The organism is Streptomyces sp. NPDC012466 (genome assembly GCF_042955215.1).
GTDB lineage: Bacteria > Actinomycetota > Actinomycetes > Streptomycetales > Streptomycetaceae > Streptomyces.
The window spans coordinates 433,381-456,418 of the sequence record NZ_JBIBEQ010000004.1 but is presented as its reverse complement, the minus strand read 5'-3'; the positions used below and the strand labels follow the sequence as shown (position 1 = coordinate 456,418).

At 69.8% G+C, this 23,038-nt stretch carries 15 protein-coding genes and 9 pseudogenes; 13 read left to right on the top strand and 11 right to left on the bottom strand.

All coding sequences use genetic code 11. The features are described from left to right. Window positions 1-62: 62 nt before the first annotated feature. Window positions 63-1,166 (top strand): SPFH domain-containing protein, encoded by a 1,104-nt coding sequence (locus ACFY9E_RS18045; RefSeq protein WP_390984696.1) that lies wholly within the window; start codon window positions 63-65, stop codon window positions 1,164-1,166. Then, window positions 1,163-2,095, top strand: a complete 933-nt coding sequence (locus ACFY9E_RS18040; protein ID WP_390984693.1) for a hypothetical protein — start codon at window positions 1,163-1,165, stop codon at window positions 2,093-2,095. Before ACFY9E_RS18045 ends, ACFY9E_RS18040 begins: the two co-directional genes overlap by 4 nt. 950 nt (window positions 2,096-3,045) lie before the next feature. Here the strand turns inward: ACFY9E_RS18040 and ACFY9E_RS18035 are convergent. Next, window positions 3,046-4,317 (bottom strand): helix-turn-helix domain-containing protein, encoded by a 1,272-nt coding sequence (locus tag ACFY9E_RS18035; protein WP_390984691.1) that lies wholly within the window; start codon window positions 4,315-4,317, stop codon window positions 3,046-3,048. A gap of 243 nt (window positions 4,318-4,560) precedes the next feature. Further along, complete coding sequence (locus ACFY9E_RS18030; protein ID WP_390984688.1) at window positions 4,561-5,124, bottom strand: hypothetical protein; 564 nt, start codon at window positions 5,122-5,124, stop codon at window positions 4,561-4,563. A 538-nt stretch (window positions 5,125-5,662) separates the two neighbouring features. Here ACFY9E_RS18030 and ACFY9E_RS18025 point away from each other — a divergent pair. Next, window positions 5,663-5,876 (top strand): annotated as a pseudogene (locus ACFY9E_RS18025) (transposase); the annotation flags it as partial. Here the strand turns inward: ACFY9E_RS18025 and ACFY9E_RS18020 are convergent. The 3 genes and pseudogenes from ACFY9E_RS18020 to ACFY9E_RS18010 all read right to left on the bottom strand — a co-directional run. Beyond that, window positions 5,845-6,036 (bottom strand): annotated as a pseudogene (locus tag ACFY9E_RS18020) (MerR family transcriptional regulator); the annotation flags it as partial. The pseudogenes ACFY9E_RS18025 and ACFY9E_RS18020 overlap by 32 nt on opposite strands. A 98-nt stretch (window positions 6,037-6,134) precedes the next feature. Beyond that, window positions 6,135-6,242, bottom strand: a pseudogene (locus tag ACFY9E_RS18015) (CBS domain-containing protein); the annotation flags it as partial. Window positions 6,243-6,478: 236 nt separating this feature from the next. Further along, complete coding sequence (locus ACFY9E_RS18010; RefSeq protein WP_390984685.1) at window positions 6,479-7,096, bottom strand: hypothetical protein; 618 nt, start codon at window positions 7,094-7,096, stop codon at window positions 6,479-6,481. 826 nt (window positions 7,097-7,922) lie between these two features. Here ACFY9E_RS18010 and ACFY9E_RS18005 point away from each other — a divergent pair. After that, window positions 7,923-8,189, top strand: a pseudogene (locus ACFY9E_RS18005) (transposase); the annotation flags it as partial. 689 nt (window positions 8,190-8,878) lie between these two features. Then, the gene (locus tag ACFY9E_RS18000) at window positions 8,879-10,432 is read left to right on the top strand and encodes an alpha/beta fold hydrolase (RefSeq protein ID WP_390984682.1); all 1,554 of its coding nucleotides are present in this window, start codon (window positions 8,879-8,881) and stop codon (window positions 10,430-10,432) included. Window positions 10,433-10,928: 496 nt separating this feature from the next. On the opposite strand, the gene ACFY9E_RS17995 is transcribed toward ACFY9E_RS18000, so the two are convergent. Continuing rightward, window positions 10,929-11,354 (bottom strand): hypothetical protein, encoded by a 426-nt coding sequence (locus tag ACFY9E_RS17995; protein ID WP_390984679.1) that lies wholly within the window; start codon window positions 11,352-11,354, stop codon window positions 10,929-10,931. Window positions 11,355-11,606: 252 nt separating this feature from the next. Between ACFY9E_RS17995 and ACFY9E_RS17990 the strand changes: the two genes are divergently transcribed. Both ACFY9E_RS17990 and ACFY9E_RS17985 read left to right on the top strand, forming a co-directional pair. After that, complete coding sequence (locus ACFY9E_RS17990; protein ID WP_390984676.1) at window positions 11,607-11,798, top strand: transposase family protein; 192 nt, start codon at window positions 11,607-11,609, stop codon at window positions 11,796-11,798. A gap of 349 nt (window positions 11,799-12,147) precedes the next feature. Continuing rightward, window positions 12,148-12,387 (top strand): annotated as a pseudogene (locus tag ACFY9E_RS17985) (transposase); the annotation flags it as partial. A gap of 62 nt (window positions 12,388-12,449) precedes the next feature. Here the strand turns inward: ACFY9E_RS17985 and ACFY9E_RS17980 are convergent. Further along, window positions 12,450-13,697: an amidohydrolase gene (locus ACFY9E_RS17980; protein ID WP_390985118.1), complete on the bottom strand. Its 1,248-nt coding sequence runs from the start codon at window positions 13,695-13,697 to the stop codon at window positions 12,450-12,452. A gap of 469 nt (window positions 13,698-14,166) precedes the next feature. Between ACFY9E_RS17980 and ACFY9E_RS17975 the strand changes: the two are divergent. Further along, window positions 14,167-14,415 (top strand): annotated as a pseudogene (locus ACFY9E_RS17975) (sigma-70 family RNA polymerase sigma factor); the annotation flags it as partial. A gap of 775 nt (window positions 14,416-15,190) precedes the next feature. Continuing rightward, a complete protein-coding gene (locus ACFY9E_RS17970; RefSeq protein ID WP_390984674.1) occupies window positions 15,191-15,568 on the top strand; it encodes an anti-sigma factor antagonist in 378 nt (125 codons plus the stop codon). Window positions 15,569-16,661: 1,093 nt separating this feature from the next. On the opposite strand, the gene ACFY9E_RS17965 is transcribed toward ACFY9E_RS17970, so the two are convergent. The 3 genes and pseudogenes from ACFY9E_RS17965 to ACFY9E_RS17955 form a co-directional block, all read right to left on the bottom strand. Next, window positions 16,662-17,057: a DUF3618 domain-containing protein gene (locus ACFY9E_RS17965; RefSeq protein WP_390984671.1), complete on the bottom strand. Its 396-nt coding sequence runs from the start codon at window positions 17,055-17,057 to the stop codon at window positions 16,662-16,664. Next, window positions 17,054-17,482, bottom strand: a complete 429-nt coding sequence (locus tag ACFY9E_RS17960; protein WP_390985115.1) for a phage holin family protein — start codon at window positions 17,480-17,482, stop codon at window positions 17,054-17,056. The genes ACFY9E_RS17965 and ACFY9E_RS17960 overlap by 4 nt, the downstream gene beginning before the upstream one ends. Before the next feature lie 317 nt (window positions 17,483-17,799). Then, window positions 17,800-18,185, bottom strand: a pseudogene (locus tag ACFY9E_RS17955) (DUF2382 domain-containing protein). Between the two features lie 813 nt (window positions 18,186-18,998). Here ACFY9E_RS17955 and ACFY9E_RS17950 point away from each other — a divergent pair. Together ACFY9E_RS17950 and ACFY9E_RS17945 are read left to right on the top strand one after the other, a co-directional pair. Continuing rightward, window positions 18,999-19,127: pseudogene (locus ACFY9E_RS17950) on the top strand (hypothetical protein); the annotation flags it as partial. 73 nt (window positions 19,128-19,200) lie between these two features. Further along, window positions 19,201-19,383, top strand: coding sequence for a hypothetical protein (locus ACFY9E_RS17945; RefSeq protein ID WP_390985152.1), 183 nt, complete (start codon window positions 19,201-19,203; stop codon window positions 19,381-19,383). 415 nt (window positions 19,384-19,798) lie between these two features. Here the strand turns inward: ACFY9E_RS17945 and ACFY9E_RS17940 are convergent, their stop codons facing one another. Next, complete coding sequence (locus ACFY9E_RS17940; RefSeq protein ID WP_390984668.1) at window positions 19,799-21,244, bottom strand: FAD-dependent monooxygenase; 1,446 nt, start codon at window positions 21,242-21,244, stop codon at window positions 19,799-19,801. A 169-nt stretch (window positions 21,245-21,413) separates the two neighbouring features. Here ACFY9E_RS17940 and ACFY9E_RS17935 point away from each other — a divergent pair, with 169 nt between their 5' ends. Both ACFY9E_RS17935 and ACFY9E_RS17930 read left to right on the top strand, forming a co-directional pair. Further along, window positions 21,414-22,013 carry a TetR family transcriptional regulator gene (locus tag ACFY9E_RS17935; protein WP_390984665.1) on the top strand — a complete coding sequence of 200 codons (600 nt, stop codon included), beginning with the start codon at window positions 21,414-21,416 and terminating at the stop codon, window positions 22,011-22,013. Window positions 22,014-22,199: 186 nt separating this feature from the next. Then, window positions 22,200-22,999 (top strand): annotated as a pseudogene (locus tag ACFY9E_RS17930) (IS5 family transposase). Window positions 23,000-23,038 lie beyond the last annotated feature (39 nt).

Genomic DNA, 23,038 nt, shown 5'->3' with positions numbered 1-23,038 from the left:
GAAGGGGTGGCTATCTTCCCTCTTATCGTCCCAGTGACGAGAAAAGGGATTGGGGGGCCTTCATGGCCGACATCACCCGGCGCCTGGGCTGGCGCCATCTACGCGGCGCTCCGACGACGCATGTCCGCCACCACCGTTCCGGCAAGCTGGTGCACGACGGGCCGGGGCTCAGCTTCTGGTTCCGCGCGTTGAGCGCAGCGCTTTCCGAAGTGCCGGTCGACGACCGGGAGTTGGCCATGACCTTTCATGCCCGCACAGGTGACTTCCAGGACGTGACGGTGCAGACCACGGTGACGTACCGGATCAGCGACCCGTCCATAGCCGCCGCCCGCCTGGATTTCTCCATCGACCCGGACACCGGGATCTGGCGCGGCGCACCGCTGGAACAGCTCGGTACGCTGCTGACGGAGACGGCGCAGCAACACGCGCTGGACGTCCTCGCGCGCACGTCGCTGGCGTCTGCGCTGATGGACGGCGTGACGGCGGTACGGGAACGGGTAGCGGCGGGGCTGGCCTCAGAACCACGGTTGCCGGCCACCGGCATCGAGATCGTGGCAGTCCGGGTTGTCGCACTGCGCCCCGAGCCGGAGGTGGAACGCGCGTTGCGCACTCCCGCGCGTGAGCAGATCCAGCAGGAGGCCGACCGGGCGACTTACGAGAGGCGAGCGGTGGCCGTCGAGCGAGAGCGGACGATCGCGGAGAACGAACTCGCAAGCAAGATTGAACTGGCCCGCCGCGAGGAGCAGCTGGTCGAGCAGCGGGGTACGAACACCCGGCGAGAGGCAGAGGAGAACGCGGCCGCGGACAAGGTGCGGGCAGAGGCAGAGGCCACGCGTTCGGTGCGGCTTGCGGAGGCGGAGGCCGCACGCGCGGTGAAGCTGGCCGAGGCTGAGGCGCAGCGCACCGAGCGGCTGACCCGGGCGGAGGCGGCGCGTACGGTGCAGCTCGCTCGAGCCGAGGCGGAAGCGGCGCGCGAGGTCGGCGAGGCGCGGGCACAGGCGCAGGCGGCCTGGCTGCGGGTGCACGGAGAGGTCGACGTGGCCACCCTGCACGCGCTCACCGGGACGCGGCTCGCGGAGAACCTTCCGCACATCGCCAGCGTGACGGTATCGCCGGACATCGTGACCGGCATGCTGGCGAGGCTCGGCATAGGAGACCGGGGATGAGCCTGGCCCCGCGGGCCGTGCTGGTCCACCGCACCACGGAGTACGAGGAGTTGGTTGCCCGGCACGGCACGCACGGCCAGGCCGCCTTCTTCCTTTCCTCGCGGGGTCGTGACATCGAGGAGATCGCCGAGCGTCACCGGCGCACGAGACGCGCGCTCGCGGAGGTGACAGCCGCCGTCCCCCTGACGTGGCGCCAGAGTCAAGTGGAACGAAGGGACCTGGACCGGTTCCTGTTCGCCCCCGATGACGTGGTGGTCGTCGTCGGCCAGGACGGGCTGGTCGCGAATGTCGCCAAGTACCTCGCGGGACAGCCGGTGGTGGGCGTCGACGCCGACCCGCACCGCAACCCGGGCGTCCTGGTCCGCCACCGGCCCGCCGACGCGCGAATGCTTCTGGCAGCCGCGCTAGCCGCCCGCACAGGCACCGGCACAGGCACCGGCACGACCGAGCTGACCATGGTCGAGGCCGTCGCCGACGACACCCAGCGGCTGCTGGCGCTCAACGAGATCTACGTGGGCGCCGCCAGCCACCAGACCGCCCGCTACCGCCTGGGCTTCGACGACGGACGCGGTGCCGTCGAGGCCCAGGCTTCCTCCGGTGTGCTGGTGGGCACCGGTACGGGGGCCACCGGCTGGGTCCGGTCGGTATGGCAGGAGCGGGGCGGTGGTAGGGCGGACGGCGACTTGCGGCTGCCGGGCCCCACGGAGGAGCGGCTGGTGTGGTTCGTGCGGGAGGCGTGGCCCTCCCCCACCACCGGCACCTCGCTCGTGGCGGGCGAGCTGGTGGGGGGCAACCGCCTGGCCCTCACCGTCGAGTCGGAGCGCCTTGTCGCGTTCGGCGACGGGATCGAGACCGACGCGGTGGAGCTCACCTGGGGCCAGCGTGTCCGGGTCGGGGTATGCGAGCAGCGCCTGCGTCTGGTGGGGTGAGCGACAGCCTCACAGCCCAGGCCAGCATCCCGAACTCCGCCCCCGCAGACCCGCCACCAGTGCGGCGCACCCAGTCCAGGTTGTGCCGGCGGGCGTCTTCGAGATCCGGGCTGATGTCCGTGGCGGCGGGGAGGTCGAAGTCCATGTCCTGTGGCACGGGTCCTCCCGGAGCCGTAGAGGGCGCCGCGCCGCGGGTGTGGGAACGTCATGCGCCGGCGGCCGGGGTCGTGAGGTCGAGGGCCGACGGCCCGGCGGCCCCAGCACCCGACCGGGTAAGGGAGAAGTCCATAGACTCGCTGACGCTCCCCGGTGTGCGAAACGCTGCGATGTCGCGGATCCGGGTCCGGATCCGCGGGTAACCGTCCCGGATCATCTGCGGTGTGGGGTCGTCCGTCCATACGACGCCCTCGGTGGCCCCCAGGAAGGTCCGGGCGGTGCGGCGGCCGGCCGCGTGGAGGAGCTGGCCGGTGCAGCGGGCGCTCTCATGGGCCGGCCACGCCATCACCCGTGCGACGTGCCGGGCGGGGAACAGGTCGTTGAGCAGCGCGGTCGTTCGTTCGTCGTCCCGGACCGCCCCAGGGACATGCGGGTCGCCGCGGTGGGCACGACTGCGTTGACCTTCATGCCGTGCGCGGCGCCTGCCGCTGCCGAGGAGGCGGTCAGCCCTGGCACGACGCCTTTACCCCCGGCGTACACGCTGAGCCCCGCGCCGAACAGGGCGTCGGAGCACGTGTTGACGATCCGCCCGAGCCCGGCGGCGTGATCCTTGGCGATAACCGGATTCCTGTCACCTCGTGCGCACCTCCGCCCGGTCTCCAGCCGGATCCCTTCACGCGCGGCCCGCCGCTCAGCAGTCAGGTCCCCACCATCCGCATACCGCATCACACCGGCATACCGCAGGAATCACCCAACGTCACCACCCGAAGGCAACCCGAAAAGGTCAGTAGCTGTCAGTGGCTGTCGAGCGGGACCCAGGCTCGCTTTCCCGCGTCGTTCCTGCCATACCAGTAGTGCGGCATGCCCTTGATACTGGTGGTGTGGAACGGGCTGCCGTCGTCGTCGATGCGGATCGTGCCGGTGCGGCCCTGGGAGGACCAGTCGAGTTCGAGGTACCAGCGGGCGTCGTAGGCCTGTGTCGTCGCGTGGACCTCCAGCACCTCCGGGTCTTCGGCGGAGACACGGTACGGGAAGCGTACGGCCGGGATGGTGTGCCCGCCGTCGGCACCGTTCGCGCCGTCCTTCGGCTGGGCCAGGGGGTGGTCCTCGTCGAGGTTCACGGTGAAGTGACGGGGAGTGAGGTCGCTGCCGCAGCCCTGGCCCATGGAGTAGGCGTTCCCGCCGGCGGGAGTGCCGCGGCTGACGACCCGGACGTGGATCGCCTTCAGGACCACGGCCGTGGACGACCGCCCCTGCACCGAGATCTGCACCTTCGTCTGCCGCCCGTGCACCGCGCCCTGCGTCGTCGCCCACATCTCGGCGTCCTGCGGAAACGGCGGCGGAGGCACCTGCGCGGACGGCTTGTCGAGGACGTAGTCGTGGTCGCAGCCCTTGTCCCAAACCAGGGAGTCGACGCTCCAGGTGAGGGGCGGGGCGGCGGCGGGCTCGCTGGCCGACGGTTGCGCCGAGCGGCCGGGTGCGCCGGCGGCGGTTGGCCCGGTGGTCCTCCCGGGGCTCATGGAGCGGGACGACGCGTCCGTCCCGGAGGAATGGCCGTCCGAGAGGGCGGACAGACCCGCGACGGTGATGACGAGCAGTGCGCAGACGGCGGTGGTGGACGCGAGGACCCGTCGACGACGATGGGTGGAGCCCGCGCGGTCGCCGTACCTGTCCCGGTCCCTGCCGCCGTCCCCCTCTGCGTCCCCGTCCCCGTCTGCGTCCGTGTCTCTGCCCCTACCCCTGTCCGTGTCCGTGTCCGTGTCCGGTGCGCGTGCCGGAACTGCTGCCTCCGGTGAGTCGGCCGTACGCACCCGCTGCCGGGCCGCCACCGCTGACAGCCACAGCCGGTGCAGTTCGAGCCGCTCCTGAGGCGTCGCCCCGCAGAAGGTCGCGAGCCGCTCGACGGGCGCGAAGTCCTGAGGAACGCCCTCGCCTGCGCAGTACCGGTGCAGTGTGGAGGCGTTCATGTTGAGCTGGCGGGCGAGGGAGCCGTAACTCCGACCGGTGCGGGTTTTGAGCTGACGCAGCAACGCCGCGAACTCCTCGGCATCGTCCCTAACCGACATCGTTCCCCTGTCGTCCGCCTGTGATTCCGTATCCCAGGCCCTGATATCACTGCACGTCAGGTGGGCGTGGGATGGTTCCTCGTTGCCCGAAGGACGGCAGTCGTCGCGCCGGCCCCCGATGGTCGACGACGTCCGATACGCAGACGCCGACGGCCGCGTTCATGGCCGCCGCGCGCTGGCCTGGCCGCTGCCCAGCCGGACGGGGCACCCGCCCCGTCCGGCTGGGCGGGGCGGGCTCAGCCGTCAGTGGGCGCTCTTGGTCGCGATGTCGCTGATGTGGTTGTACCGCTCCACCAGTACGAAAAGCTTGGTCTCTTGCGTGTTCCTCCCACTGCCGAAGGTCAGCGTGACGGTGACCTCGTGTGCGTGCCCCAGGGTGCCGTTGTCCGTCACGGTCCACCGCGTGGGGACGTTCTGGGCACGCAGAACGCCGTCCGCCCCGTTCTCCTTCTCCCAGGCGGCCAGCCGCTTGGCGAAGTCTGGCGTCAGGTAGTGCGTGCGGAGCGCCTTGGCCAGCGCGGCGTCCGGGTTCTCGTAGTCGCCCTTCGCGTCGATGTACGCGCCATAGAAGTCGGCGACCCGGGTCACCACATGTCCGGACGTACCGGTGACCGACTTCGGTGCCGCGGCGGCCGGCTTCGCGGCCGTGCCCGACTTCGAGGAGGCGGCGGGCACCTTCACGACGGTATGGACGGACGCCTGCGCCGATCCCTGCGCCGACGCGCCGAGCCCGACGGCCAGGACGAGGCCGACGGCAGCCACGCGGAGGCTGCTCGGACGACGGCGTGCGGGGGACTTCCTGTTCATGTGCGTCTTCTTTCTCTGATCCGTGTGTGAGTGCTCGCGGCAGGCTCCGGCTTTCCCCCGAAGACGTCTGCGCCGTTCACCACCACGTCCTGCGCCCGATCCCGATCCCGGTCGCCGAACTCCGCACCTCCGGTGCCCGGGCACACAGGTGCCCGGTGCGAAGGTGCGGGGTGGATGTCGTCGCCGTGCCACTGCCGGGGCGGTGCTTGCGCCTCGGCCGGTACGACACCCAGAGCTTCGAGGACACCCGGAGTCCCCCACAACAGCAGCCCCCTCATCCCCGACGACAGAACGATCCCACCCACGTTGACCTGCGGAAAAGGGAGTATCGGGAATGCCCTGGGACGCGTGGCCAGTCCCCTGCGGGACCGTCCGGGGGCATCGTGCTTCGGCTCACGAGCCGCGGGCCCTTCTCGCGGGCCCCTTTCGCCGGCCCCAGCCGCGTGCTGATCGGCGCGCACGATCACCCAAAGAGGGCACAACGCCTCTGCACCATGGGTCGCGGAACAACGAAGGGCGTACCGGGCCGGGCAGAGCCAAGCAGCACAACGCGAAATACCCCAAGGCGGTCAAGAAGATCGTGGACGATGCGGACGAGCTGCTGGCGTTCTACGACTCCCGCCGAGCACTGCATCCGTCTACGGACCACGAATTGCATCGAGTCGACGCCCGCTACCGTGCGGCTGCGGACCAAGGTGACGAAGGGGGGCGGCAGCCGGGCCGCCGGGCTGGCGATGGTTTTCTCTGCACTGCCAGTGCTTCGGCGTGCGCCGCGGCGACCTCGAGAAGCGAGAGCTCGCGGTCCACGACCTTGCGGATCGTGGGAAGGTCCAGTCCCAGTTCGCGCAGAGTCCGCACGAGGTCCAGGCGTGCGACGGCGTCGATGCCGTAGAGGCGGTAGCCGGCCGGGCTGCTGTGAAGGCCCACACTGTCGGAGAAGTGATGACGCGTGAGGTCATCCAGGCATACCGGCAGACGAAGTTCAGGGACCTCGTACGGCTGCTCAACCGGCGCAACAGGTCGCGGCGGGTGGCGATGCCGATGAGCCGGCCCTCCTCGTCCACCACGGGCAGCCGCTCGATGTGGTGACGCTCCATCATTCGCGCCGCGTCCGGCAGGGGTCGCTGGTCTTCCTGCGCTCGGACGAGGACATCCGCCGACAGGTGACCGCCGAGATCCTGGTCGGCGCGCTCGGTCTGCCCTCCGACGCGGTCGCCGTGTTCGTCCGGGACGGCGTGGTCACGATGAAGGGATGCCTGCAACGCCGGAGCGACGTCCCCCTGGCGATCCGGTCGGCCTGGCGGCTCGAAGCCCCGATGGATCACCACGTGGTGATAAGCCATCGGGCGAGGATTCAGGCGCGACGTTCCTCAGCGAGCTGCTCCAGTACCTCGATGTCTGGTACGTCGAAGGCCGGTATCCGCAGCCACCGGAAAGGGAAACCGTATGCGCCGGCTTCGCGGTCGCGGAACTCCATACGCAGATACGCGCCCAGCTCGTCCTCCTCGACGCTGGCGTGAACGAAGCTGTAGCGCAGCACTGTGATGTCTTCCCACGGTATGTGAGTGTCCTGGTGGCGCAGACCGTCCCCGTGAGCGGTCAGCGGACCGAACTCCACCTGGCCTCCCGCCGCCAGAGTGGCTTTGGCCTTGGTCAGCTGCACTTCGGTCACATGGGTATGGATATGAGCCATCAGTGGCCAGATGGAGGAAGGGGGGCGATCGGCGATCTGGCCCGTGCGGAAGAGGGCACCTGGGGTGGTAACTGGTGGATCAGCCAGTCGGGATGTCACAACCGTGCCGTCGGCGAACTCCAGCCGCTGAATGTAGACCCACTGTGTGACGACCGCGCCGCCCTCCGCGGAGTGCCCCTCGAGATCATTGGCGAACCACACGTGAGTGATCTCCGTCCACGGATACATCCGAGGGGCGAGGGCCGCCCGCACATCGCCGCCGTCGTCCCCGATCAGCATGACACCGCTGTCGTGCACGCAGAGCAGTACCGTCCGCGGTCCGTCAGGGGCGTCGACCTGCCCGGGCAGCCTTCCGTGCTCGGGCCCCGTTGACGGGTCCTGCTCCATGGGGACGGCTCTGGCGCCTTCTGATCTCCGGTTTCTCCCCCACCAGCGAGCCATCCGCCACCTCTCCCAGGTTCCACGGTCCCGAGCCCTGATCGCCGACCATTGCCCGGCACACTACCGCCAGCAGCCTCCCCGGACCCGGGCCATTCCATTTGGCCGCCGACACCTTCCGCCAGGCCCTGACCGCAGACGGCGGCTCCCGCGGCACACGGTCATCGACTTCCGGGACGTCGCCTTCATCGACTCCAGCGGCTGGAATGGAGACCGCGAGCGCGCCTTGAACTCCTCACGGCGTTCACGCTGGGGCAATCTTGGCATTTTGCGGCGGCATGGTTGCCGTCGTATGGGTGGTGTCAGTCATCGCTACCAACTCGTACCGATGCTCTACGCGGCACGGGTCAACGGAACTGCTCTCTCGGCGCCGTTGTCTCACCCGTCCTGCTCGTACTAGTTGCCTCTCTGCTTTCGCGTCGGCACACGCAGAAGCACGCTTTCGGACCATTGCAGTGACGCCTCTGCCAACTTGAAACCGCAGGTCCAAGGCTGATGTGAAGGCGTGAGGTCTTTGGTTGGCCTGTGCCCTTGCCACTCGCCTTGCGCATCGGGCACCGGCCGCTCCCGTATCGGCAGGGGCCGGCTCTACGTCGCAGGACGCTATGGCGTCCCGTCCTTGCTCCGCTGCCGTGCCTGCTCCCGCCGCTTCACTTCACCGAGATCGGTCGAATGGCCCGCCGGCCAGGTCGCTCCGACGGATTACTGGTTATCGGACCTGCCCGTCACGACACCGGTCGCGGACTTGGTGCGGTGGGCGAAGATGCGCTGGCGGATCGAGCACGACTACCGCGAACTCAAGCACGGCCTGGGCCTGGACCACTTCGAGGGCCGCACCGAGCGCGGCTGGCACCACCACGTCACCCTCGTCACCGCCGCCCAGGCCTTCCTCACCCTCCGGCGGCCCAACCCAGAAGCCCACACGCCGGCCTGACCCTCTACCAGGTCCTCGACATCCTTCAGGACCTGCTGAGGTACTGGACCGGCACCTGCACCACCTGCGGCCGCCCCCTCACCAGCAACAGAGCCAGAACCTAACGAAGCACTACGAGAGCCTGTCCGGTCGATCACGTCTCCGTGTTCTTGGCGAAGGACGGATTTCGGTGCACAAGGGCGGCGTGGCTTTACCGTCGGCCTGTTGACGGACTCACTGAGCCGCCAGCGGGCGACTGGCCGGTGGAGTGGCCTTGTTCACGACGATGGGCTCTGGCACAACTTTCGTGAAGTCGAGCCGATCCTTGGCGCCAAAGGCCGGTAGTCCCAGCGAACCGGCAGGTCAGCGGCTTGCTCGGACGCGGGTACGTACTCGGCCGACACAGTTTCACGGAAGTGTGCCAGAGCCCGAGATCGGACAGCACCCGGCAGACGCCCTGATCCGACCGTGACGTAGGGCCGCCACACGCCCGCCACCGCACACCCAGCAGCCCGGCGTCCAGCACAAGCCGGGCCGGACCGCAGGAAGAGTCGCGTCAGCACGGGGCGGTCTAAATTTCTGGGCACTCTCGCGAGCCGAGTTGTCGGAGGCGGCTTGTACCCTGCACCCATTCGACGATCGGACGATCACGGGTACGGGCATGCGGGCACGGGGCCTGGGCGTCCAGGGGCGGGAGCGCGGGGATTTCAATGAGTGACGCACATCCGATACGAAGCCGCAGACCGGGCCTCTCGGTCGGTACGCGCATCATCGCCGTGGTCGTCCTCGCCGCGATCGGGGCCGTCGGCGCCTGGCTCCAGCACGACGCTCCCGGCCGGAGTGCGGAGCCGCGTACGGAGTTCACAGCGAACAACCCGCCCGCCGGTCTGCCCACCGCGCTCACCACCGGCCAGCACCTCCACTGGTCCCGCTGCACCTCGCCGCCCACCGCGCGCACGGGCTACGACTGCGCCGCCATGAAGGCCCCCCTCGACTACCGGAAACCAGACGGCAGGACGATCGACGTCGCCCTGATCCGCCGCAAGGCCACCGGCCCGAACGCCCGGCGCATCGGCTCGCTCGTCCTCAACTTCGGCGGCCCCGGCGTGTCCGGCGTGAGCGGACTACCCGAACACCTCAACCAGTACAAACCGCTCCTCGACCGCTACGACCTGGTCTCCTTCGACCCGCGCGGCGTTGGCGCGACCATCCCCGTGCGCTGCGGGAAGACCGCGGACGACACCGGCTACGACGGCGCCGACGCCTGCGCCGAGCACTCCGGGGCGCTCCTCCCGTACATCGGCACCTCGCACACCGCGCGCGACCTCGACCTGATGCGCTACCTCCTCGGCGACGAGCGGCTGCACTACTTCGGCGTCTCGTACGGAACGGCGCTCGGCGCTGTCTACGCCCACCTGCACCCGTCGCACGTCGGACGGCTCGTCCTCGAAGCGTCCGTCGATCCGACCGAAAACCTCGACGAGGAGCAGGTGTCGCAGGTCAAGGCGGTCCAGGCGGCGTTCGACCGGTTCGCTGCGCACTGCGCGGCCCGTATCCGCCACTGCCCGACCGGCGACGGGCCCGAAGAGGCCGCGCGACGCATGGCGCGCCTGGCCGACCGCCTGGAGAAGAAGCCCGCCCCGGCCGGCGGCGGAAGGAACCTCGACGCCGACGCCCTCGCGTTCGCCGTCAGCGACCATCTCGACCTCGGCACAGACGGCTGGTCGCCGCTCGCCAAGGCCCTCACCGCGCTGATCGACCACAACGACGGCCGTCCGCTGAGCAAGGGCGCGGACGACATCGGCTCCGCCGACCACGCGGCGACCCCGCGCGACAGCAGCCGCGCCGCCCAGACCGCGATCACCTGCGCGGACTCCAGCCTGCGCCCCGGCTTCGAACGCCTCGAGAGGGACGAGGCCCGCGTCAAAGCCGCCTCACCCGTCTTCGGCGCGGCCTGGTCCACCGGCGTCTACCTCTGTTACGACTGGCCGTTCGACGGCGAGCGCGCCACGCCCCAGGTGAACGCCGACGGCGCGGCCCCCGTCCTAGTGGTCGGCGGCACCGGCGACCCGACTACCCCGTACCCCGGCGCCCGCCACATGGCCCGCGCCCTGGGCGCCGGTGTCGGCGTGCTCCTGACGGCCGAGGAGGAGGGCCACGGCACATACCCGCAGAACCGCTGCGTCAGGGAGACGGTCGACCAATACCTCCGCACGGGCCGCGCCCCGGCCCCGGGGACGGTGTGCCGGGGCAGCATGTCCTAAGGCCCGTACGGATCCGCCGGGCAGCCGTCAGCACACCGGTTCGCTCGCCGGGCCCCTGGCGTGGCGGCGTACGGCGGAAGCCTGTCGCCGGGTCGATCGCCTGAGGCGTGATCGCCGCTGTCCAGTGCACCTGGCTGGAAGGTCGGCGGCTGGCCCGCCTGGGACTTCACTGACCCCACCCCGCGGCCGTGCCCCGCATGCGGCACTGAGATGGAGGTCCTGCTGGTCCTGCTGACCATCGCCACGTTCGAAGAAGGCGACGATGAGGGGCGCAGCTGGTCCCTGTCCGAGGCCCAGTTGCTGAACCGTCCTCCAGATCGGAGCACTTCATCGACCCCAACCAGCCCACCGCGGTCCAGATCGGCCGCAGCTACAGGCAGCAGCTGTACGTCTGCCGTCTCAACCAGGGATCTCAAACACTCACTCAAGGTTCAACGCGTGTGCCATCGAACTGGGATCACCACGGTGCGGGCCTTCCGGAGTGAGTGGCTCAAGGTCAACGCAGCAGTTCCTGCAGGGTCGCGCGGGTTTCGGCTATCCGCTGCCTCCAGGCTGCGCTGCGCAGGGTGGCGAAGTCCCACGCGACGACGGGCTCGGCGCCGCTCGCACAGTATCCGTAGACCGAGGAGGCTATGTCCTCGGTAAGGAGGTGGTCGTAGTGGAACGACCCCTCGAAGCCGGCCCAGGCCACGGCTCGACCGTCCGCGCACAGGCGGCGCAGGGCCTCGCACGTGTAGGTGGACAGGGCGAGAGAGGTGTCGTGGAAGGTGAGGTCGTACGACATGAGGCCAAGCGACGCGATCGCTGCCGGCTGCTCCCGCAGCATGTAAGGGCGCACCTCGTCGGGTGCGAGTCCGCCAAGGTGGAACGTCTCCGGCGGCAGCGGTTCGTTGCCCGCCCCGATGACGAACACGGTCACCATGGCGGAACCTGCGAAGCAGAGACCTTCTTGTACCTCGTTCACGGTTCTTCTTTCTTGCTGTTCACGGCTCGGCATCCTCAGCCTCGCAGGGGAACGAGGCGTGCCCCGGGTACTCTCCGAGCCTCCGAGGGTGCGTCCTGTGTGCCACCGGGTGCCGTCGAAACTCGGATTCTGGCTCAGCTTTCGTGCGGTGGCCACGGTGAGTGACGGCTGAGCGTCTCCGGCGGATGCGAAGTCGCCCGAAAATCGACGGTGGTGCGGTCGGTGGACGTGGATATCGAGAACGTGCGCCTTGACGCGCAGGGCACCGCTGCCGACGCCGCCTACCCGGGATGCGGAGTCTACTCGACCCGGGTTCACAGCTCCTACCTGCGAATTCTCGCTGATGTCCCAAGCGCCGGACGTAGCGTCATACTCCGGCTGCGGGTCCGGCGATTCCGGTAGGGAACTCCAGGTGCCCACGGCAGACGTTCGTGGAGCAGATATCCGGCCTCACTCGCAGGCATGGCCAGCGCACCGAGCGGACGGGCCAGTTTCAAACTGGGTCGACCCGGAGGACTGGAAACAGTGGCGGTCCATACTCACCCGCCTTCGCGCAGTTCTTGCCCCGCCGCCCCCTTCCATCGCTCTCGAAGGGCACCAGGCCCTGCGGGTGACCGTCCGCTCGAGCACCAGCTCGGGCCGGGAACGGCAGGGACGGAACCTTCAACAGCGACTCGGCAGCGACGAGTTCGCCGACGGTCACCCTCCTGCCGTCGACGGTGCGGCGGCGCTCGTCCATCCGGGCGGCCAGTACCTCAACCTGACCATCAAGCCGGTCAGCCGCCCCAAGGACGCCTCCGGCTTCGTCGTGCTGCCCCGCCGCTGGGGCGTCGAAAGGTCACTCGCGTGGATCATGCGCGCACGCCGCCACGCCCGCGACTACGAACGGCTCATCCAGCACTCCGAAACCCTGGTCACCTGGGCCGCCATCACCCTCATGCCCCGGCGCCTGGCACGAAAAGGCGCCACCCCCGGCTGGACAAGGAAACCGGTGCCTGCAGAGGGCTGAGCCCCCGGCATTCGCGGGATGGGCGTGATGGCAACGCCAGCAGGTCAGCCAGTCGGCGCTGGCTGGGTCCGCCTGGCAGGCCCTGCGCTCCTGTGGGTGCGCTCCGCGATCCAGCGCGCCATCGCCCGCACGCCGACGCCGATGGCGCGCTCATCCGGGGCGAAGTCGGGGTAGTGCGGATAGCTCGTTGTGATGGGTGTGCCAGGGGCATGGACGCCGAGGAAGGTGTATGTACCGGGGATGCGGTCCAGGAAGAGGGCGAAGTCCTCGCCGCTGAAGGGCGGGAAGGCGGCACAGAGCTCGGTGACCTTGTCCTTGCCGACGGTGCGGCGCAGGTGGTGGGCGAGCAGGCGGGCGTCGCGTTCCGGGCAGACCATGGCCGGGAACGGCTCAGCGGGGAAGCTCACCTCGGCCCCCGCATATGGCATGGCCACTCGACGAATGCTTTCGCGCACCTCCGCGTACCGCTCCTGCGGCCAGCAGCGATAGGACACACTCACCTTGGCCTCCTGGGCTTTTGCCCTGACGGCTACGAACCGGGCCAGCGGCCCGTCGGGCGTCTGGGCCTCAGCGATGAGCCGCTCCAGGTCCGCTGGGGTCTGTGGCAGAGTCACAGTTGCGAGCGCGCCGATGTCGACGGCCAGGCGCCGCGCCGCATCGCGTGCGTCCGGTCCGGAGAGGGTCACTTCCGCCTTGTCCTGGCCCGGCATCCCGTAGCCCGGAGTCACGGCGAACTGGCCGACGGGGAACGGTCCGCAGTGCAGCGCATGGATTTCCTCGACGTCCTCGCGCTCCAGCACACCTGAGTCGATCAGTGCGCGGGCGCCGGACAGCGTCTCCTCCGCGGGCTGGAAAAGGAAGACCACCGTTCCGCTCAATTGCTGCCGCAGCCGCGCCAGGACCCGGGCGACGCCGATACTCACCGTGGTGTGGATGTCGTGTCCGCAGAGATGGGCCGGCGCGGGACCTCCTCCGACGATGTCTTTGGGCGGAACCGCGTCCATGTCCGCCCGGTAGGCAACGGTCCGGCCTGGACGCGAGCCCTGCAGGACCCCGACGACTCCGTGGCCGCCCACTCCGGTGGTGACGTCCAGTCCCGCCGCCCGCAACTCGCGGGCCACCACAGCGGCCGTGCGCTGTTCCTGCCCCGGGGCCTCAGGGTGCCGATGGATGTCCCGCCGCAGCTGAATCAGCACGCGGTCCAGACGCGCCGCCTCGGCGGCCACCGCCTCCTGCTTCACCGGCTCTCTCCACCCACCCGCGACGGCCTTTCCCATGCCTCCCCACACCATTCCCGCACTGGCTGCCGCTGTGCTGGCCAATAACGTGCGGCGCGAGAGAGCGTGCTCTACGGGACGATCCACTGCTACCCCTTTGACTCAAGTCGTCTTCTGGGACACACGATCGCCGCGCACCGATGCCATTGCCCATCCGGTGAGCCACCCCTTGGCGGTGGGGATAACCACACCATGGGACATCGCCGCGATGAGGTTGATGCTCCTCCGGTCTCGGTCCCTGATCGTTCGGAGAGAGCCAGGTCCAGACCGAAACGATGAACACCGCTTCGGTGGCCGGTCAGGGTTCAGAAACGCGTACTCAGCTTGTTCCTCTTCTTCCGGCCTCGAACGGTGTCTCGTACTGAGTCGCTCACCTGGGGGTTTGCCGGACGTGGGGGCGGCCTTCGTCTGATCCTGTGCTCCGACCAAGGTGCACGTGACCGAGACGAAGGCCGTGAGGGTGAGTCTGCTGCCTGATGACGGCGAGGACGGCGAGACGGCCCTGGCCGACTTCATCGGCAACGACGACCGCGCGCTGGAACTGGTGGAGGGTTTCCACGTCCTCGCCCCGATGATCGCCGACCTCGACGAGCGCTCGCGCAAGATCCTGCACTGGCGGTTCGTGGAGGAACTGACCCAGGCCCAGATCGCCGAACGGCTCGGCGTCTCCCAGATGCACGTCTCCCGACTGCTGTCGCGCACCCAGGCCCAGCTCCGGAAGGGCATGCTCACCAACAGGTCCTCGAACACGGTCAGGGCGCGGCGCTGCCCGACGTCCTTCTCGGGGAACTGCACGCGGCGCTGGCCCGCCATGCTGCCTCACGCCCTGTCTGACTGGGGGCAGCCTGCGTCGTTTACAGGGGTGGGCGTCCGGCGATGGCGCCGCCGGGGTGTCCAGGAGAGCGATGCGGGCGGTGATGCGCTTGCCGACCGGCTCCCGCTGCGCTGCGAAGCCCTGGGCGACGGCCATGACGATCTCCAGACCGTGCTGGCCCACCCGTCCCTCATCGCCGGCCCGCGCTACTGGCAGTACCGGGTCGCAGTCCCACACCACCGCCTCGACCGCGTCGCCGGCGCTGCGCAGGTCCATCAGCACCGGGCCCGGCGCGTACTTGCGGGCGTTGGTGACCAGTTCGCTGATCACCAGCTGGGTAAGGTCCATGGCACCCTGCGAGACGGGCAGGCCGTACTCGGCCTGGACGCGGGTGAGGAAGCCGGCGGCGAGGTGATGGGTGACGCCGTCGCGGGCGCCGCCGACGGCGCGGGCGATGGACGTGCCGTCGCCTTCCAGGGCCACTGTGGTGTGTATGGCTTGCTCATCCGGTACCGCGCTGTCCGCACCCACCGGGGGTGCTTCCCTCGCGGCTCGCTTCTCCTGCCCCGTTCACGCCCCCGCGCGCACCCGCGCATGCGTGGTACACGCTTTACGCCCTCGATAGGAAGGCATTACCCGGGCTGTGCAGGGCAGCACTGCTGGGTGAGGGTCCTGGTGTGCCAGGATCACCCACATGGCTGAGGGAAAGATGGCGGACACCGGACAAGCCGCGCAGCCGGCCCGGCTGTCGGTCGTCTCCACCGACACCGACGGCATCCGTGTGCTGACCCTGACGGGTGAGATCGACCGCGACACCGGGCAGGCGCTCCGCCAAGCCCTGGACGCCTCCGGCGCTCCCCGCCCCCGCATCGTGGTCGATCTGAGCCGGGTCACCTTCATGGACTCCACCGGCATCAACATCTTCGTCGCCGCCCACCGCACCCTCACCGAGGCCGGCGGCTGGATACGCCTGGCCGCACCCACTGAAGCCGTGATGCGCCTCCTGCAGATCGTCGGCGTCGACGCCGTCATCGACTGCCGCGACACCCTCCGCCAAGCCCTCGGCAACTGACCTATCCCCCGTACCGGCCATGCGCTACCCGACCGGCTCAGTGCTTATGGTGATGGCGCTGGGGCAGGTAGAGGGGACTGAGCTGGCGCCAGTAGCCGCGCACAAGGTCTTCGGCCTCTTGCACTGCCCCCTGAGCACAGGGCCCGTCCGTCGGCGGGCGTTGCTCGGCCTGAGCCGCGGTGGAGCCCGTGCGCCGGACATCCCTCAGCGCCGTCCAGCGCCAGGCACGGCGGGATACCGCAGCCGTGCGCGGCCTGCCGCTTCGGCCCGCCAGGCACCAGCGCGCGAACAGTATCGCTGCCACCACTGACGATGCGCTGGCGGCATAGACCTCTTGACCGGCCACTGGCTCCTCCTGCCGGACACCCCTACGGACCGTGCCGGGTTCATGTGCCCCGGTATCGCATCGTCAACGTCACCGCTGGGCCAAGAAACCCTCACATGCCATCGCCGTGTGGTGTGGGGTCGGCACTCAGACGGCCAGCGGCACGTTCGCCGAGCCTGCTCGACCCGGCCCGGCGTGGCCATCGTGGCCCTGGTCATTCCTCGGCGAGTGGGGCAGCCCGGAAACGCTGGACGTCACGCGGGTGGAAGCCGGCGTCGACGTCGCCCGCGCCACCCCGCACGTCTGCACCGCGCCCGCCCCGTCTTCTCCCCGCCAGCGTTCCCCCTGAGGTCGCCTCCTCGCTGACGGCGGCGCAGCGCGGAGGCCCCGGCCCCGCGCAACCCGGCTGAGCGCGCCCTGATCCCCGGCTGCATCCGCGCTGCCCGTCCCGCCCTCCCACTCCTCGACTCCAGCCAGGGGCATGGGCAAAGCGGCCGCAAAGGGGCTGTCAGGGTCTGACCACGCCCGTGCGGTGGGGCTGGGCAGAACTTCGGGATGCCGGAACGGCTCGCGCATGAGAAGTCGCAAGTGTTGGCGCAGGGGCTGAAACTCCCGCTTCGCCGCTGCTGTTCTCGATCGTGTATGCCCTTCGGCGTACCAGGCCGCAGGGGCCTGGTACGCCCATGTTTGAACAGGCTTCATGCGAGCATGCCGCTGACGGCGCGAGAGCGAGGCCGACCGGCTTGTAGGCAATCGTTCAGGCTTTCATCACCCCTTGCGCCGGCACATCAGCCACAGCACGACCCCGGTACCTGCGGCCGCGAGCATCAGGGTGCGGTTGTCTCGTGCCATCTGCGCTCCCTGGGCTGCCTTGTGCCGCACTGGTTCGGGTGCCCTTTCCTGGAGCAGGTGCGTAGCCTGCGCGGCCTTGGCCCGGGCCTGCCCGGCGGCTTGAGCGGCTTTGTCCTTCACCGGGTCGGGAAGCTTGTCCTGCACCCGAGACGCAGTTTCGGCGGCCTTGGCCTTCAGCTCCTCGGCCTTGGCGTCGGCCTTGGCCGCGAGTGCCTCGACCGTCTGCCCGAGCGCCTGGCGGGTCCCCTCTACCTGCTCGCGCAGCTGCTCAGGGCTGGAAGCGGTCTGCTCGTCATGGGGCGGCTGGGTCATCGGTGTGCACTCTCCTTGATCTCGGCCACGTCGGCCTTCACACTGTCGATCGTCTGCTCGGGTGTGGGCGGTGCGCCTTGCTTTACTTGCCTCTTGCCACTCAGGGCCATGACCGCCGCGATCGCGCCCAGGACAGCGGTGACGATCAGAGCGGCGGCCCACACCGGCAGCGGCACGGCCAGCGCGGCGATCGCGGTGGCGACCAGCGCCTGCAACATCAGGAAGCCGACTATCCCGGCGCCGCCGAACAGTCCGCCGCCTTTGCCGTAGCGCTTGCCCTTCTCCTTCATCTCCGCCTGCGCCAAGCGCAGCTCGCCGCGCACCAGCTCCGTCAGCTGCTGCGACGCCCGCTGCACCAGTTCGCTCACCGGCTCGTCGCTGGTGTGCGTACCCCTGTGGTCGGGGCCGGCAGGGGGTGGCTGCATGGTCGACACGGCGATCACCTCCCGTCCTCTTCTGTCCTTGTGGTCTGTGCCGACGGGCCGTCATGCGGCCTGTGGGCATGGTGCGCATGCGAGTACCCCGAACAGTCCAGATCAGGGCACCGATTGCGCCCGGGTTCCAGCGAGAGGGATTGGGCAGTGGGCGGACGGTTGCCCGCACGGTGACTTGGTACGTTGCGACGGCCGCCTGGCTGACATGTCCGCGTGTGGTCGGCAGTTGGGACTGTCGGGCATCCAAGCGCCGGCCCGCTCGTGCAGTCACCGAGCGGACCGGCGCGTCCAGGCGGGACGGGTCGCCCCTACCGGTCGCGCCGTTCCTCGACGCCTTCGGTGTCGAGGCGCTCCTTGCGGACCTGGCCGCGCACGGTCTCCGCGTCCGTGTATTCGTCGCTCGTCATCCGCACCCGCTCGACCGGCACCGTCTCGGTCTCGGTCTCGGTCTCGGTCTCGGTCACGGGGCGTTCCTCGTGGAGGGTGACCTCGTGCTCGGCCTCGGTGATGTCGGGCCCGGACAGGGCTGCATCCCGGTGTCGTCTGTGATCGGTTCGCGTTCGACGCGGACTTCCTCCCGGCGCACCGGCACGGTCTTTTGCACCTCTTCGGTCACGACGTACTTGCGCAGCCGCGCCCGGCCCACCTCGCGGCGTTCGGCGCCGACGTGCAGGCGCTCCTCCGAACGCGTCATGGCGTCATCACCGCCCACGCCGCTGTCCACGGAACGAGACATGCCGGTGGTGCCGCTGCGGGCCCAGCCAGCCTGGTCTGGCTGGTTGGGCTGGTCGGGCTGCTGCCAGGCCGTGTCCCAGTCGATGGCGTAGTGCAGCCGGCCCCGGGGCCTGAGCCTGGGGCGGACATCTGCCTGGCGCGCGTGGCGGCCGGTCGGTCGCCGCAGGCACTCCCTGCTCACCCGGCGCCCAGCACGTGAAGAAGCCGTGAACGATGTTACTAATCGTCTGCATCTCTGTGATAGGCGCCTGCAATCGCCAGCTATATGCCAATTGAGACCGGTTGACGGTCTGATGCACATCGGACCCGTGTGCGCACTGGCTCCGGGCCCCGGGCGCCAGGGCACGCCACCCCGGGCACCGCGGAGCCTTCACCCGAAAGTGAGTAACGGATCCCTGCGGCATATCGGGCCAGGGACCTGGACGTGAATAGAGGTCCCGTACCTGCCGGGCAGGTACGGGAGGAGGTGGAGCGTCGGGCAGGCCTTGCACCTGCATTTCCCCGCAGGAAGCGGGACGTCTTTCCTTAGACGACCAACGCATGGAGCGCAACCGCGCCAGCGACTACCCCTCAAGATCAACGTAGGGCAGGCGCGCCGGCAGTGCACTCCGGGGCCGTCCGGACGGGGGTCTCACGGCTCTCACCGCGACGTCTTGGGCCCGTGACCGAACCGTGCGGCGCACCGGGCTGCTCCGCTGGAGTGAACCGGCGGGCAGAGCCGCCCGGCCGGCCCTTCTCAGCCCTTATCGGTGGTGCCGTGATCAAGAACCTGATGCGTGCCGGGGCCGTCGCCGCCCTCGTCCTGTCCTCGACGTGTGTCACGGCCTCCGCCTCCGGCGAACCCAGCACCCAGCGGGCCGCCGTCGACTGCCCCTCCGGCTACGTCTGCATCTACCCCGAGATCAATTTCGGCGGACAGCCCTGGGTGCGGCGTGCCGTGGACGGCAGCGTGAAGGACCTGCCCTCCGCGATCCGTGACCCGCGGCAGATCGATCCGCAACAACTCCGACCGCACCGCCCGCGTGTACGAGAAGCGCAGCCACAGCGGCCGACACCTGTGCGTCACCCGCAGCGACGGCTCCATCCACGACCTGCGCGGCTACATCCTCAACGACCAGACCCGCTCCCCGAAAATCAACCGCAACGACTGCGGCTGACCTTCCCCCACCCCCTCATCCGGGCGCCCGATGCGTACGCAGCAGTCACCCCGCCCCGCAAGCATCCCCGGGCGGGGCTGATCCGCATGCGCGGGCGTGAAGGACGGCGGCACCGATACTGCCCTTCCGGACGAACGGCGACCATCGACGGTCACTGGCGGCTGCTGTCCGCATGGAGTGCAGTGCCCAAGACGCTCGTCTGGGACAACGAGGCCGGGGTCGGCCGCGGCAGGCTGACGGCAGAGTTCGCCGCGTTCGCTGGATCGCCGAGACGGCGAACCCGGCCACGGGCGGCGAGGCGGGCGTCGACCTCGGCGGAGCGGCCGAGGCCGTCCAGGGCCTCGCCCGGCCGTGAGGTGCGGCGCCCCTCGACCGCCTTGACCCCGCGACGGCGGGGTGATCCAGCCGAGAGGGCCTAGCCCAGATACCGGGCCACCGCTTCCTCGATCCCCGCCGCGTCCGCACCCTCCGCCGCCCAGGCCACGTATCCGTCGGGCCGTACCAGGACGGTCGTCCGGCGGTCGCCCGCCCAGCGCTCCACGGTCAGCCACCCCTCACGGACACCGGGGCCTTCGTACGTCCCGGGCGTGATCACCACGAACCGGCCGCCGCGCAGCGCCTCGTAGAGCCGGCCGTCCTTCAGGGCGACGTCGGGGACGCGGGTGCCAGTGAGGCGGTGGGCGCCGCGGGGGGCGGGGTAGGCGTGGCCGATCCCGGTGATCTGACCCAGGGCCTTGCGCTGGACTGGCGGGGCCATGTCGACGAACGCGGAGACGAGGGCGCGGGCGGCACGCAGCAGCGGATTCCGCGCGCGGGCCAGTCGGACCAGTCCGCCACTGCTGCGCAGCACCGCCCTGCCGACGGGGTGGCGCTCGGCTTCGTAGCTGTCGAGGAGCCCTTCGGGCGCCCGGCCCTGGATGGCCGCGGCGAGTTTCCAGCTCAGGTTGGCGGCGTCCTGGAGGCCGGTGTTCATGCCCTGCCCGCCCGCCGGGGAGTGGATGTGCGCGGCGTCCCCGGCGAGGAAGACCCGCCCGACCCGGTAGTGCGGTGCCTGGCGCTCGTCACTGTGGAAGCGGGAGAGCCAGCGGGCGTCGTGCATGCCGTAGTCGGTGCCCAGGGCACGGCGGGTGATCTCCTTGACCTCGTCGAGGTCGAGCGGGGCGTCGTCGGAGACCTCGTTGCGGCGGTTCCAGCCCATGACCCGGTACCAGCCGTCGCCGAAGGAGGCGATCATCGCGAAGGCGTCGCCGCGGCCGTTGACGGTGAGGACACCCTCGGGCTTCTCCGCCAGCCGGACATCGGCCAGGATCAGCGACTTGATGACGGAGACACCGGGAAAGTCCAGGCCGATCGCCTCCCGCACGGCGCTCCGGTGACCGTCGGCGCCAACGACATAGGCCGCCCGGCGGGTGACGACCGCCCCGTCCGTGCCGCGCACGTCGAGGTCGACCCCCTCGTCGTCCTGCCGCAGCCCCACGACCTCACTCTCGTACGTGAACTCGACCCCGGCCTCCCGGGCACGCCGCTCCAGGAGCCGCTCGACCTCGTACTGCGGGGTGATGAGCAGGAACGGGAAGCGCGAGGGCAGGGCGCTCAGATCGAGGGAGAGGCGGCGGAAGAGCCGCAGGCCGGTGATGGGGTCGCCGGTGGTGAGGAGTTCGTCGGCGAGACCGCGGGCGTCGAGCTGCTCCAGGGTGCGTGCGTGCACCCCGAAGGCGCGGGAGAGGTTGCTGATCTTGCGCGGCCGCTTCTCAACGAGTGTCACGGTGACGCCGGCTGTGGCGAGGTCACCGGCGAGGAGGAGGCCGGTGGGGCCGGATCCGACGACGATCACCGTGCGGTGGGTGGCGGTGCCGTTCATGGTGGCCTCCTGCTGCCAACGCTTGCTTGCCCTCGCCTGTTGCCAACGGATGTTGGCCAACGCTCGTTGACGAAGATAGTGAGGCGCCGAGGAGGATGTCAACAGCCGTTGGCAAACAACCGTTGGCGAACAGTTGTTGACCTACACCCGTTGGCCTACGCTTGTTGGCATGAACGGCAGCGACAGCACCCCAACGGTTCCCGGCTCCGGCGCCCCCCGCCGCTCCGACGCCACTCGCGGCGCGATCCTGGCGGCGGCCCGCGAGCGCTTCGCGACCGACGGCTACGAGCGAGCCACCATCCGCGCCATCGCCAAGGACGCGAACATCGATCCGTCGATGGTGATGCGGTACTACCGCAACAAGGAGGGCCTCTTCGCGGCGGCCGTCGCCATCGACCTGCGACTGCCGGACGTGAGCGGGGCGGACCACCGGCAGGACGCGGGGCAGATCCTCGTCGAGCACTTCCTCGACATGTGGGAGAACAACGAGGTTCTCACCGCCTTGCTGCGGGTCGGCGTGACCAACCAAGCCGGGGCGGAGCGCATGCAGGGCATCCTGCGGGACCAGCTACTGCCGGTCGCCCGGCAGGTGTGCCCCGACCCCGAGCAGGTCCCGGCACGGGCGGCACTCATGGCGTCGCAGCTGCTGGGGCTGGCGCTCACGCGGTACGTGCTGCGGATGCCGCCGGCGGCGGGGCTGGCGCGGGCGGAGATCGTGGCATGGCTGGCACCGACGATCCAGCGGTACCTGACCGCGCCGAGTCCCTGAGGCTTGCCGAGCACTCGTATCCGCCGGGGCCACGGGACCGGTAGGGCGCTGGAAGGCCGCCCAGCTAATGAGACCCGCCGAGCGACGAGAAACTCGGGCCCAGGAGGCCAGCCGAACCCGAGAACCCGCCGAGCCCCTGACACGCCTAGGCAGCGTCTTTCCGATCATCTGATCGTTGGGTCGGTCGTGAGGGATGGGGAGATATCTGACGCTGCGTGGACGGTGATCGAGCCTTTGCTGCCGCCTGCGGGTCGTGCCCGGGGCAGATGGCGTGATCACCGCCAGGTCCTTGAGGGCATCGTGTTCAAGTTCCGCACCCGGGTGCCCTGGAGGGATCTGCCCGAGCGGTTCGGGCCCTGGCAGACCGTGCACGGGCGGTTCGCGCGCTGGGCCGCCGATGGAACCTTCGACGGGCTCCTGGCCGCAGCCCAGACACGGGCGGAAGTCGACTGGCTGGTCGCAATCGACTCCACCATCGTCAGGGCCCATCAGCACACGGCCGCCAAAGGTAGCTCGAAGAACGCGGGCTCGGACGCTCCCGCGGCGGGCTGACCAGCAGAATCCACCTGGCCTGCGACGGGCGGGGCCGGCCGCTGTCCTTCACAGTCACGGCCAGCACCCGCAACGACTGCACCCAGGCCGAGACGGTCATCGACAAGATCCGTGTCACTCCACCCGGGCCGGGACGCCACCGCAGCCGGCCGGAGCGGGTCGTGGCCGACAAGGGCTACTCAGCCCGCTCCTCCCGCGCCTACCTGCGCAGACGCGGAATCAAGGCGACCATTCCCGAGCGCGTCGACCAACTCGCGGGCCGGCGGCGCCGCCGCGAGCGTGACTGCGGCTTCGACAGGACCGTCCACCGCCGCCGCAACGTCGTCGAGCGCTGCTTCCACCGACTCAAGCAATGGCGCGGCATCGCCACCCGCTCGACAAGACGCTACCCAGGGGTGTCTCGGCGATCAGGCCTGTCGGCGCTCTCCTCCTAGAGCTGGCACGCGCCTGACGCACGGACAGCATCGCGCTCT